A 12,341-nucleotide genomic window follows, 5' to 3' on the forward strand; every position below is an offset into this window, starting at 1 on the left:
GTCGGACTCACGGGTGAGCGGTGTCATCGTCGCCGAGACGTCGGAAGGTTCCGTATGCGCGATTCGAAGCAGGCCGCGCCCGACGGCGAGCTCGTCCCGCGTCGTTTCGCGGCGCTGCGCAACCGAGACTCCCGACCGTACCTTTTCACCTCGGGGCTGTCGATGATGGCCGACAACACCGAGCACGTGATCACGTACTGGGTGCTGTGGCAGACATTCCACTCGCCGGCGCTGGTCGGATTTCAGATCATCAGCCACTGGCTGCCGTTTCTCCTGTTGTCGGTGTGGACGGGCACTCTGGCCGAGAAATACGACTGCCGCCGCCTCATCCAGGCCGCTCAAGGCCTCTTCATGCTCGTCTCAGCACTGTGGGGCGTGCTCTTCCTCACGGACAGCCTGACGGTCTGGGCGGCGTGCATCCTGCTCGTGCTGCACGGCACGGCGGGCTCGCTCTGGGGCCCGGCCGAACAGCTGATGCTGCACGATTTCGTCGACCGCACGGAACTGCCCAGCGCGGTGCGGCTCAACGCGACCTTTCAGAGTCTCGGCATCCTGTTCGGGCCTGTGGTGGGCTCCGCTCTGCTCCTCGGGCTCGGCGCCACGGGCGGCATCTTCGTGAACGTGCTCCTTTACGTGCCGATGATGGTGCTGATGTTCCGCACCCGGTTCACTGGTCACCTGCGGGACGGGAACTCGATCGGCGAGAAGGCGAGAATCCGCCTGCGCGACACCGTGAGCGTGCTGCGCCGCATTCGTTCGAATCGCCTGATCATCGCGATGATCATCATCTCCGGGCTGACGGCGCTGACCGTGGGCAACGCTCTCCAGTCGTCGATGCCTGCATTCGCGGCACGACTCGGTGCCGGCTCCGACGGCGATCTCACCTACGGTGTGCTGCTGTTCGCCATGGGCCTGGGCGGTGTGCTCGGCGGATTCCTGCTCGAGGCGACCGGAGTCATCCGTCCGACACTGCGTTCCGCAGTCCTGTCCACCGTGCTGTTCGGAGCCGCGATCGTCGTCTTCGCGCTGACCGACGACTATGCCATCGCGGTCGCTTCACTCGTGCTGGCCGGATGCGGGGAGATCGCGTCGTTGTCGATCACGCAGAGTGTGGTGCAACTGGAAGCACCGGCGGGCGAACGCGGGCGAACGCTCGGCGTGTACGGCATGTTCGCCTCCGGTCTGCGCACGGGTGGCGGAATCACGATGGGAGCGCTCGGAGCCTTCGTCGGCGTGACCTCGGCCGTCGGAGTGTTCGCCGCCGTGCTCGTCGTGGGCGTGCTCGGGGCGTGGTGGTACGCGGCGACCTCGCGGCGCACGGCCTAAGAGTCTCGGGGGGAGCCGAGCGCCCAGTCGTCGAAACTGAACTCGGGCGAGACGACGCAGCTGACGAGCGTCTCGCCGTCGGCGGGCAGCGTCCGCTGCCATGTTCCTGCAGGAACGACTGCCTGGGCACGGTCGCCGGAGAGGATGTCGGGGCCGAGCGTCGTCGTCTCGCCCGCGAGCGGTACTTCGCCGTCTCCGCCGAGTTGCAGCGTGATCGTGCCGGGACCGTGCCAGAGCCAGATCTCGTCGGACTGCACGACGTGCCAGGCGGAGGCGTCGCCGTCCTCGAGCAGGTAATGGATCAGGGATGCCGCTGCTCGCTCGCCTCGGGGCAGCTGGATCGCCACGGGCGACGTCCAGGTGCGTCGGAACCAGCCCCCCTCGGGGTGGGGCTCGAGCCCGAGGCGCTGCGCGGTGGCAGGACGGACAGGTTCGTCGTGGGCGGCGTCGTCGTTGTTCATGCGGGTTCGTGCTCCTCGTGGTCCGGCGTCTCATGCACGCCCGGACGGGACCAGCGGTGGCGCCCGTCCACGTACGCGGCGACGCACGTGCCGGCGCCGGCCTCGATCAGGTGGGCGACGGCATCCGGCACCGCGGTGACCGGAATGTCGAAGAACGCGAGATCTGCCACCGCGCCGACACCGAACTGGCCGAGCCGACGCGGGCCCACGTCGAGGCCGAGCGCGCGGGCCCCGCCGAGTGTGGCGGCGCCGAGCAGACGGGCGTGCAGGTCGTCGGCGCGGTACCCCTGCGCACGGGCATGCCCGTACAGGGCGCTCACGTCGGCCATCAGGTCGAGCGACGGGCTGGAGGAGAGCGAGTCGGTGCCGACCGCGATCGCGTTGCCCTCGCGCAGGTAGTCCGCCACCGGCGGCGGTTCCAGGCCGATGACCTCGTTGGAGCGCGGGCAGAGCGCCACGCTCGTGCCCCGCAGTCGTAGCAGCCGGCGGTCGCCCTCGGTGACGTAGACGCCGTGCGCGATGTGACAGTCCGGCCCGAGCACACCGAGCTGGTCGACGAACTCCGTGGCGCTGGTGCCGAATCCGAGCTGCCGCAGGGCGCGGAAGCTCTGCACGCCCGAGAACCGCCAGTTCTCGTGTCGCTCTCCGCCGTCGTCGGGCACGCGTTCGCCCTCGAACTGCGACTCGCCCAGATGGATGTGCAGGCGCAGTCCGCGCTCGCGCACGATGTCGGGGATCTCGTGCAGCGGGACCGTATCGAGCGAATAGGGCGCGTGCGGCGACAGGCCGGCGCCCGGCGTGGTGGGGATGCGGTCGAGCTCCGCCTCCACTTGCGCGCGGCCGTACTCGCGCCACGGGGCGTCTTCCCAGCTCATCACCTCCCAATAGGCGATGCCGTGCAACCCGGTGTCGCTGAGCACACCCGCTGCCTCCAGATCGGTGACGACGTCGGCAGCCGCGGTGACGCCCGAGGTGAGAAGCTGTGCGGCCCCGTCGATGGCATCCGATCGCCAGTCGTGGTCGCGTTCGTAGAGTGCGTCGAACGCCCGCGCCCATTCCTCGAAACCGCGGTACCGGCCACGCCCGACCTCGGCCATGCCGGTGTATTGCAGGTGGGTGTGCGCGTTCACGAGCCCGGGGGTGAGGATGCCGTCGGCATGCGTCTCGGAGAACTCCTCACCGCGTTCGCGCAGCGCCTCGAGCACCCATGCCCGATCGCCGACGTGCAGCACGCGGCCGTCGCGTACCGCGATCGCACCATCGAGAACGGGTGGTGCCGTCACCGGCAGCACGAGATCGGCGGAGAAGACGTGGATGCCGCTCACACCGCACCGCCGCGGCTGAAGTCCGGTCGTGCGCCGAGCGCTCGCCGCGCGATCTCGCGGTCGGCGTCCTCCGGCAACGGCAGCAGTCCGGCCGGGAGAGCGGTCGCCGGCGTCGTCGCGTTCAGGAGGGTTCGCACGGCTTGCAACTGCGCGGCGAACGAGAGGTCCATGATCTCGATCGGGTTGCCCTCGCCGGCGCTAATGTTGACGCACGCGCCGCCGGCGACGATCGTCACGGTGTGGCCGTCGGCGAACGAGAACGTCTCGAGCGCGTCGCCCGCCGGCTCGACGCGCGCCGCGGCCCGTAGCCGGTCGACCTCGATCTCTTGATCGACGCCGCCTGCGACAGCGACGACTGCACCATGCTTGGCCCGCCGCAAGAGCTCGAGCGTGATCGTGCTCACGACGCCCGTGGCCGAGATGATCACGCCGGCCTCGGCGACCACGGCCTCCGGAGTTCCGGTGCCGTAGCCGGCGAAGCGCGCGTCGAGCGTCGCACGAGGATCGATGTCAGCCACGAGAACGTGCGCGCCGAGCGCGCGGGCGAACTGCGCGACGCCCTGGCCGACCGGCCCGAACCCGAGGACGCCCACGGTGGTGTTCTCGAGCGAGTCCGGCACGGTGCTGGTGCTGGTGCTTGCACCTTCTAACAGATCCGCCAGCGCGAAGACGCAGGACTGGCCTGTGCCGTAGCGGTTGTCGAACCGCGTCTTGGTCACGGCGTCGTTCACGGCGACCACGGGCATGCCGAGGTCGGTGCCGCGACGGGCTCTGCGCCGCAACGCCCGTACGCCGCTCGTCGTCTCCTCGGCGGCGCCAAGCATCGCCGAGGCGATTTCCGGGCGCTCATCGAGGGCCAGCTCGATGACGTGAGCACCGTCGTCGAGCAGTAGGTTGGGCCGGGTATCGAGAAGGCGCAGAGCGAGCTCGTGGTCTCTTTCGGCGTCGCCCGAGGCATCCGCGAACACCGGAACGCCCCGTTCTCGCAACTCGGCGGCCACCTCGGCGTCGGTCTCGTAGCGGTGCGAGAATACGGCGACATCGGCGCCGGCATCCCGAAGGGCGAGGGCGAGGACCGCGGTCTTCGGCTCCAAAACCATGGACACGGCGATGAGCCTTCCGATCGCCGTGCCGTCGTCACGTAGCGCGGAGGAGAAGAATGCCGCCAGTGGCATATGCTCGCCGGCCCACGTGATGCGGCCCGCCGCTGCGGGCAGCGGCGCTCGAGCCGGAAGGTTTTCGGTCGCCGGTACGAGACCGACTCCGTCGAGCTCGAGGATGCCGTCCCGCGCGGCCAGCCGGGCGCGCGAGGCGACGCCGGCCGTCAGCCGACCGTCGAGATCGGCGACGAGCCTCGCTCCGCTCGCGATGGCATCCGGCCACGCGGTTGCGGATGTCGCGAACGCGTAGTCCGCACGAGACGCCGTCTCTCGCGCTCCGCATGCGTTCAGAACCCGACGCACGGCATCCGCCCTTCCGTCGTCGCCGAGCACCGTGTACGAACGGCCGGTCAGGAGCAGGTTCGTCGCCCGGGCGAAGCGGCGAAGTGTCGTGCGGGCGAAGTGCAGATCAGCGGGGGAAGGCACGAGACCAGCCTACGGAAGCGGCGGGATGGCCGTCGGCACGCGGAACGGCGTTGATGTCGGGCTCAGCGGCGCTTGACGCTCCCGGTCAGCTCGGCGACGGCATCCAATCGCGGCGGGCGCAGCAGCGCCCACGCTACGGCGATCACGATGAGCGAGAGAACCCAGATCGCGAAGCCGAACCAGCTCTCGTCGTCGCGCAAGCCGTACATGTGATTCAGGTTGCGCAACGGTGAGGTGAGCAGCACGAGCGCGACGTGCACGATGGTGAATGCGACGAACCAGAACAGCACCGAGAAGTGCACGGTGCGCACGGTCGGGATCGGGAACGCCTTGTCGAGTGGGCGCAGCCGCACCGACAGGCCCGGGGTGAGCCGGATGCCCGTGAGCACGGCGAGCGGTGCCGCGATGAACACCGTGATGAAGTAGGTGAGCAGCTGCAGGGAGTTGTAGTTCACCCAGCCGTCTTCGTGCGGCCAGTGCAGTGAGGCGTATTGCAGTCCGGCGGAGATCGCGTTCGGAATGACGTCCCAGTGCACCGGGACGATGCGCACCCACTGTCCGGTGCAGAACAGCAGCACGATGAACACGAGACCGATCAGCACCCAGAGGGAATTGACCGTGAGATGCCACCACGAGGTGAGCGTGATGCGCACCGGCGGGTTCGCCGTGCGGAAGAGCCGGTCGTTGTCGCGGATCCAGAACTCGTGGGGCCGCTTGCCGCTCTTGCGCGTGTGGTGGACGGACCAGCCGGAAAGCGCGATGAGCAGGAGGAAGGCTCCGCTCAGGAAGTGCAGGATCGCCAGCCAGAGCGGGAAACCGACGGGTGCCCAGGCCGGCAGCTCGCTGGTTCCCGGGTAGGTGCGGATGAAGTCCGCGACGGCCGGCACTGCCACGAACCAGCGGGCGGCGAGCACGACGAGAACGGCGCCGATCACGATGACCGGGACGACCCAGGTGAGCGGTCGCCACCTGCTGCGCGTCACCGTCGCGATCTGCTCCTGCGTTGTCATCGGCTTCACGATAGCGCGCGCGAATGGGGGCGAAGTGAGGGGTGCGACACGGTCGGTAACCTCTCGGCCACGGCAGCGGGTGAGAGCGTGTGGATCACTCCCAGGGCAGGCGCTCTCCGTGCGCGACGGGGTCGAGCGGAATGATGATCACCGGATGATGCTGACGGTGTGCCAGATGGACTGCGACGGAGCCGTTGAAGAACTCGTGAGCGCTCGTGCGCAGACCGCGTTTGCGGGTGCCGACGATGATAGCGACCGCATCGACCTCATGCGCAAGACGCGCCAATTCGTGTGCTGGATCGCCCGCCAGGGCGTGCAGCGTCCAGGGCACGCCCGTCGGCGCGAGAATCGAGCCGAGGTGTGCTGCGAAGTCGGCGTCGAACTCCTCCGTGATCACCTCGGCGGTGTCGGGATCGATCGAGAAGGCGGCGACGCTGCCGTCGGAGTTGTGACCCGTCGTGTAGCGAGTGGGATCCACTGTGGCGATCACAAGAGACGCCCGCAGCATCGTGCCGAACCGGATCGCCTCTCGTATGACGTCATCCGGTTGTTCTCGCACCACGCCGACCACCAGGTTCGGTCGTGCGGCCACGTCGTTGTCGGTCTCATGGTTTTCGGACATGGCATTTCTCCCTTCCGGCGGAGAGGTCCTGTTCCTGCGCGTTCATCGGTTCACCGCCATCGACGTGACGACGGCGAGGATCGCGAGAAGCGCGATGAGCATGTAGGCGATGTAGGCATCCAGGCGCCCTGATTGCAGCCGTTGGGCGGTACGGACGATCCGCATGCCCAGCGGTATCAGCGGACGGTACAAGTACCGTTCTACGACGTCGACCACATCGATGGTGTAGCCGAGCCGTACTCCAGCCGGTCCACGCTGCTCGCCGCCGGTCTCGCCACCCGTCGCGATCTCCTCCCGGCGCAACTCGCCTCGTGTCATCAGGATCGCGGCGAGCACCTTGCGCATCGGGTTCGCGAACGCGAACGAAGTGTAGCCGCGGCCGTTGATCACGCCGGGCGACGCCGAGCGCCACGGCGGGACCCGTCGCACCCGCAGGAATCTCCTCCCCGACAGTGCGAAGGCGAGGATGCCCACCAGCAATACGTAGGCCGGGATCATGATCCAGAGCCAGCTCGGCGACAGGGCTGAGAAGCCGGAATACACCGGCTGCAGAATCCAGGTACCGGTGACTGCTTTCGATACGTCGTCAGTAATAGGAAGGATGCCGGCAGCGATCATGCGCACCTGGAGCGGCGCGACGACGGCCGTTCCGAGGCATCCGGCCACGAGAAGGACGATCCCGCCGCGATGTGTGAGGCGCCGTTCGTAGACTCGTCGTTCTTGAGGGATGTCCTCTCCCGCATGACCGAACGCGGTCAGTGCGATCAGCCGCACGAAGGCGATCGTCGCCACCCCGATGGTGAGGGCGACGAGCACCCCTGCGACGGCCAGGCTCAGGTTGAGCGGCAGATCGTCGACGCGGAACTGCTGCATGAGTGCTTCGAGGATGAACCACTCCGAAGCGAAGCCTGCGGTCAGCGGGACACCCGCAAGGGTGAGGGATCCGATGACAAGCCCGGTTCCCGAGAACGGGAGCCGGCGCGCGATGGCACGGAGGCGATCGAGATCTGTCGTGAGGTAGGCATCCTCGATCGCGGCGGCGGAGACGAACAGGAGTGATTTGCCCAGCGCGTGCGCGCAGACCTGGGCCGTCGCCGCCAGGATCCCTGCGGCGACGAGTGCCGGCTCGTGTGCGATGGCCCCTACCAGGCCAACGCCGTACGCGGTCACGATGAGTCCGGCATTCTCGACGCTCGACCAGGAGACGAGCGAGGCGAGGTCCGCGTTCACCGCGGCATGGCTGATCCCCAGGAGCGCGGTGAGGCCGCCCACGACGAGCACGGCGCAGGCGAGCCAGGCCGGGGGAGTGCCCAGTATGTCGAGCGTGCGCCAGAGTGCGTAGAAGCCGACGTTGACGGCGCTTCCGGCGAGCAGGGCGCGGGCGGGCCCGGGCGCAGCGGCGTACCCGCGAGGGAGCCAGATGTGCAGTGGCATCAGGCCGACCTTCACGGCGAAGCCGACGATGAAGAGCACGTACGCCGTGTCGCGGATCAGGCGCGGGGACCCGGCGGCGATCCCGGCCAGGTCGAGTGTGTGGCTGTACGCGAAGAGAAGGGAGCCGGCGAGCAGGATTGCCGCACCGCTGAACCCGCTGAACCCACCCGTGAGCACGGCCGCCCATGCTCGTCCCCGCCGATCGCGGTCGTAGCCGACGACCAGGTAGAAGGCGAACCCGAGACCCTCCCAGCCGAGAAGCAGCGTGAACAGGTCGCCGGCGGTGACGACGACCGCAGTGGCCAGAAGCACCAGTGCGATCCCGGCCGCGAGCCTCGGGCGCCGAACCATGCCGCGGGACGCAGCGGAGAGCAACACGGGTACGGCGACACCGAAGCTGATCACCAGAAACAATGCGGAGAGACGGTCCAGACGCAACGTGGTCGTCGACACCAGCGTGCCCTGTACGACCTGAGCGCCGGAGGCGCCGATGGGGCCGGCGGCATCCGCGCTTCCGTCATCGGCCCCGGCCAGCACCAGCGAGCCGGCGACGACGAAGAGTACCGCGGCCGCGAGATTCAGGGCCCACGTGATGCCGGAGATCGTGGAGGCCCCGGCGGGGCGCAGACGCGCCAGCCCGGCGAACCAGCCGAGCACGGCGGCGACGGCGGCGACGCCGATTCCGATCACCACGAGTGTCATGCGCGCCCTCCTCTGCGTGTTCGAAGACCCGACTCGTCGACCCGCCCCAGTGCGAGCAGGATGCCGTGCAGCACGCTGAACGGCGACGCGGGCGATCCCGGAACCCAGACATCCACTCCTCGGCCGCCGGACGCAAGGCGTGGTGCTATGCCGATCCCGTCCGTGTAGCCGCCGCCGACCAGACCGCCGCTGACGGCATCCGTACCCACCGCCATCACCACGATCGGCTCCGGCATGCCGTCGAGTGTGCGGCGCAGCGGTCCGGCCATGCCGTCGGTGCCGATGCCCGTGACCATCAGGATGTCGGCGTGGCGGGGGCTGGCCGTGAAGAAGATGCCGAGGCGGTGGATGTCGTACACGGGTGACGAGAGCGCCTGCAGTTCCCACTCGTCGGAGCCGTCCGATCCGGCGTCGACGTGCCGGATGTGCACCGAACGGCCCAGGTGACGCACCCGGGCCTTCAGATCGGCCCGAAGCCGCTGCAGTGCCTCGTCGTTCTCCTCGTGCGCGCCGACGATCAGGCCCTCGCGACCCAGAGACGCCGTGGCGGAGCCCGGCTCGAACCGGAACGTCTCGGGCGCCAGTCGTGTGCAGCGACCGCAGAGGATGCAGCGTCCACGGTCGAGCGAGACCTCACCCGCTTCGACGGCGATGGCCCGGGTCGGGCATGCGTTTGCGGCGGCGAGCACCGCGGCGTCCGCAGCCGGCGCTGCATCCTCGGGCACGACGACCTCGACCGATGCGGGGAAGTCGTCGAAGTAAGCGTCGGGTCGGCGCGGCCATTTCGTGGTGACGGTGCCGTTCGCCAGTCCGTGTGGTGCCCAGGCCATCTACATCGCCACCCCTGCATAGCTGAGGCCGAAGCTGGCCTCGATGAACGCGAAGTCGGTGAATACATCCGTGTGGAATGCATCGTGGAACGCGACCAGGTCGTGCAGCGCGGGGGATCGGGCGAGACAGCGTGCGATCACGCCGCCTTCGAAGCGCACCGAGTACAGCACCTCGCCCTGAGGGCCCTCGGCGACGCCCAAGGCCGGGCCGTCGGGCACCGTCACCGGGCGGTCGCCCGACCATCTGCTGTCCTCGATCTGATCGAGCGCGACGACCGCGCGCTCGATGAGGTCGAACGACGTGTCCACTTCCTGCCATCGCACCCGGAGGCGTGCGCGGGCATCGCCGTCGGTGTCGAGTGCGGGCTCGGCGGGCAGGGGTAGCGACCGGTAGCCGTCGTACGGGTGCTGCCAGCGGGCATCCACCGCGTGAGCGCTGGCGCGGCCGATCGGCCCCACGAGTGCCCAGCGGCGGGCGTAGTCGGCGTCGAGCACTCCCGTACCGCGCAGGCGGTCGAGGAACGACGACGTGCGCATGACGCGCCGACGGTCGTCGAGGATGCGGTTCCTGAGACGGGACCAATCCGCGTCGAACGCGACGACGGGGTCGACGCGCGGCGCGCGAACGCCGCCCGGGATCACGGCCCCTCGACCGAACCTCGAGCCGGTGAGCGTCGACATCGTGCGCATGACGAGCTCCTTGTGCCACGCGAAGCGAGCGATCGCCACACTGAGTCCCGCGGCGTCGCTGAGCCGCATAGCGCATTCCAGGTGGTTCGCGATGCGCTCCAGCTCCGCATAGACGACCCTCAGGAGCCGTGCTCGTGGCGGCACGCGCGTGCCGGCCGCCGACTCGACCGCGTGGCTGAATGCCAGGGCGTGGGCGACCGACGCGATCCCCTCGACACGTTCCGCCACGAGCACGGCGTCTTGTGGGGCCAGCGCCTCGAACCGCTTGGCGATGCCGCGGTGCTTGAAGTGTGGCCGAATGTTCAGGTGCGGGATGTCCTCTCCCGGTGTCTCGATCAGGAACTCGATCGACTCCGAGACGCCGGAGCGTACGGGTCCGAACATGAGCGTGAGAAGACCGTGGCCGCGCAGGTCGACGGGGCCGGGAGCATCCGTGTCGGCGGAGACGATGAGTGCGCCGAGATCGGTGACGGGAGCGCCCGGTGCCGGCCGGTCGCTGCCCGGATGCAACGGCAGCAACAACGGGTCGGGCCGAGGATGCCCGGTCGGGATCAGCCCGGAGAGGTCGTACGCCGCACGCTCGTACCAGAACGCCGGCGGCACCTCGTTGGACAGAGACGGGTACGAGGCGGTTCCGTCGGCGTCGCGCTCGATGGTCGTCTCGATGAGTTCGAAGCCGTGATCGCCGTCGAGCACTGCGATCAGCCGGTCGCGGTCCGCGTACAGACCGGCGAAACGCGCCCCTTCCGTCACTGCTGCGACGACGCCGTCGTGCCAGGATGCCGTGTCCGGGAGCGTCGTCACGCTCGGCGTCGTCAGCGGCGCTGTCGGTGCCGTCGGCGTCGCGTTGGTTCGCGCCTCGCTCATGAGCTCGCCCCCGTCAGCTCGGCCGCACCCCGCGTGAGCAGATCGACGAGCGTATCGGGCGGGTGCACCCCGAGCACGAGGAGCGCGACCACGCCGATCAGCGTGGGCACGACCATCCAATAGCTGGGCTCCGACGCCGGGAGCATCGCGCCGGTGCCGGGCTCGAACAGCACACGCGTGGTGGCGATCATGAGGCCGAGGAACGCTGTGGACAGCAGGACCAGCAGCACCGCGCCGACGACGCCGTGGCCGCTGGCCACGCCGCCCGAGACGATCTGGAACTCGCTGCGGAACATCCCGAATGGCGGCAGCGCGCCCAGCGTGAAGATCGCCACCAGGAAGATCGGCCCGCTGAACGGCAGGGCGCGGATCGCGCCGCGCATGCCGGACATCTCTTTGGTGCCGAACTTGTGCACCATGGTGCCGGCACCCATGAAGGCGGTCCCCTTCGCGGCCGCGTGGGCGAGCACGTGGAGCAGCACGCCCGCGAACGCGATCGGCGCACCGAAGCTGACACCGATGGCCAGGATGCCCATGTGCTCGACGCTCGAGTACGCCAACATGCGCTTGATGTTGCGTTGTGCGAACAGGTACAGGGCGGCGAGCAGCAGGGAGAGCACGCCGAAGATCAGCAGCGTGTTCTGGGGGAAGGCGGGCCCCAAGGCTCCAACCGCGATCTGGTAGTAGCGCAGGATCGCGTAGAAACTGGTCGCGAGCAGCGCGCCGGAGAGCAGCGCAGAGATGGGGGTCGGCGCCTCGGAGTGGGCGTCCGGAAGCCAGGTGTGCACCGGGAACAGGCCAACCTTCGTGCCGTACCCGATCACCGCGAGTCCGAACGCGAGCTGGACCGGCACGGCCGGCAGCTCGCCCGCCGACCGCAGCATCGACGCCAGCCCGAGGTCGTAGGATTCGCCGAGTACGGTCGAGCCGGCGTAGTACAGGATGATCGTGGCCAGCAGGCCGATTCCCAGACCGCACGAAGCGATCAGCACGTACTTCCAGGCAGCCTCCGTGGCGCCCTCCGTGCGGTCGATCGCCACCAGCAGCGCCGAGACCACGGTGGTGATCTCGATCGCGATCCACAGCAGGGCGAGGCCGTTCACGATCGGGGCGCAGATCATCGACCAGGCGAACGCGTTGAAGCCGACGTAGAACAGGCGGGAGTAGCGCCGGAACTGCGGGATGGCATCCGCGCCGTCGCGCGCGATCACCGAGCGTTCGCGCGCGAAGTAGCCGATCGTGTAGATGGCCGTCACCGGATAGAGGAACGCGGTCGCCAGCAGGAAGATCTCGGACAGGGCGTCGACTCGCAGGAACGGCGCGGTCACCACGCCGTGTGTCACCGAGGGCATCAGCGTCACCGCCAGCACGAACGTCACGACGCCGACCACGATCGTGGCCATCTCCGTGACGCGTCGAGGCAGCACGAGCGAGAGCAACGTCATCGCGAAGGGCAGGAAGAAGACGCAGATCAGCACGGCACTCATC

General features: G+C 68.8%; 10 protein-coding genes. 1 reads left to right on the forward strand and 9 read right to left on the reverse strand.

Annotated elements, in window-relative coordinates; translation table 11 throughout:
* Positions 1–54: 54 nt before the first annotated feature.
* The gene (locus H623_RS0109250; protein ID WP_022900659.1) at positions 55–1,326 is read left to right on the forward strand and encodes an MFS transporter; all 1,272 of its coding nucleotides are present in this window, start codon (positions 55–57) and stop codon (positions 1,324–1,326) included.
* Here H623_RS0109250 and H623_RS18925 read toward each other — a convergent pair.
* From H623_RS18925 to H623_RS0109295, 9 genes are all read right to left on the reverse strand, one after another.
* Positions 1,323–1,787, reverse strand: a complete 465-nt coding sequence (locus H623_RS18925) for a cupin domain-containing protein (RefSeq protein WP_022900660.1) — start codon at positions 1,785–1,787, stop codon at positions 1,323–1,325. The two genes, H623_RS0109250 and H623_RS18925, sit on opposite strands and share 4 nt — an antisense overlap.
* Positions 1,784–3,112, reverse strand: coding sequence for an amidohydrolase family protein (locus tag H623_RS18930; protein WP_022900661.1), 1,329 nt, complete (start codon positions 3,110–3,112; stop codon positions 1,784–1,786). Before H623_RS18930 ends, H623_RS18925 begins: the two co-directional genes overlap by 4 nt.
* Positions 3,109–4,698, reverse strand: a complete 1,590-nt coding sequence (locus H623_RS0109265; protein WP_022900662.1) for an adenosylhomocysteinase — start codon at positions 4,696–4,698, stop codon at positions 3,109–3,111. The genes H623_RS18930 and H623_RS0109265 overlap by 4 nt, the downstream gene beginning before the upstream one ends.
* A 62-nt stretch (positions 4,699–4,760) precedes the next feature.
* On the reverse strand, positions 4,761–5,708 hold the full coding sequence (locus H623_RS0109270; protein WP_022900663.1) for a cytochrome b/b6 domain-containing protein: 948 nt from the start codon (positions 5,706–5,708) through the stop codon (positions 4,761–4,763).
* Positions 5,709–5,802: 94 nt separating this feature from the next.
* The gene (locus H623_RS0109275; RefSeq protein WP_026940164.1) at positions 5,803–6,330 is read right to left on the reverse strand and encodes a universal stress protein; all 528 of its coding nucleotides are present in this window, start codon (positions 6,328–6,330) and stop codon (positions 5,803–5,805) included.
* A gap of 42 nt (positions 6,331–6,372) precedes the next feature.
* Entirely contained in the window at positions 6,373–8,466 is a 2,094-nt protein-coding gene (locus H623_RS0109280) for a proton-conducting transporter transmembrane domain-containing protein (RefSeq protein ID WP_026940165.1), read from the reverse strand.
* Positions 8,463–9,296, reverse strand: a complete 834-nt coding sequence (locus H623_RS0109285) for an NADH-quinone oxidoreductase subunit B family protein (protein WP_022900664.1) — start codon at positions 9,294–9,296, stop codon at positions 8,463–8,465. The genes H623_RS0109280 and H623_RS0109285 overlap by 4 nt, the downstream gene beginning before the upstream one ends.
* Entirely contained in the window at positions 9,297–10,853 is a 1,557-nt protein-coding gene (locus H623_RS0109290; protein WP_022900665.1) for a hydrogenase large subunit, read from the reverse strand.
* Entirely contained in the window at positions 10,850–12,340 is a 1,491-nt protein-coding gene (locus tag H623_RS0109295) for a proton-conducting transporter transmembrane domain-containing protein (RefSeq protein ID WP_022900666.1), read from the reverse strand. The genes H623_RS0109290 and H623_RS0109295 overlap by 4 nt, the downstream gene beginning before the upstream one ends.
* Between the last annotated feature and the right edge of the window lies 1 nt (position 12,341).

Source organism: Humibacter albus DSM 18994, assembly GCF_000421825.1.
GTDB lineage: Bacteria > Actinomycetota > Actinomycetes > Actinomycetales > Microbacteriaceae > Humibacter > Humibacter albus.

Excerpts from the sequence above, each read along its gene's own strand:
- H623_RS0109290 (WP_022900665.1), bottom strand. The coding sequence starts at position 10,853 with ATGAGCGAGGCGCGAACCAACGCGACGCCGACGGCACCGACAGCGCCG.
- H623_RS0109250 (WP_022900659.1), top strand. The coding sequence starts at position 55 with ATGCGCGATTCGAAGCAGGCCGCGCCCGACGGCGAGCTCGTCCCGCGT.
- H623_RS0109275 (WP_026940164.1), bottom strand. The coding sequence starts at position 6,330 with ATGTCCGAAAACCATGAGACCGACAACGACGTGGCCGCACGACCGAAC.
- H623_RS0109280 (WP_026940165.1), bottom strand. The coding sequence starts at position 8,466 with ATGACACTCGTGGTGATCGGAATCGGCGTCGCCGCCGTCGCCGCCGTG.
- H623_RS0109270 (WP_022900663.1), bottom strand. The coding sequence starts at position 5,708 with ATGACAACGCAGGAGCAGATCGCGACGGTGACGCGCAGCAGGTGGCGA.
- H623_RS0109285 (WP_022900664.1), bottom strand. The coding sequence starts at position 9,296 with ATGGCCTGGGCACCACACGGACTGGCGAACGGCACCGTCACCACGAAA.
- H623_RS18925 (WP_022900660.1), bottom strand. The coding sequence starts at position 1,787 with ATGAACAACGACGACGCCGCCCACGACGAACCTGTCCGTCCTGCCACC.
- H623_RS0109295 (WP_022900666.1), bottom strand. The coding sequence starts at position 12,340 with ATGAGTGCCGTGCTGATCTGCGTCTTCTTCCTGCCCTTCGCGATGACG.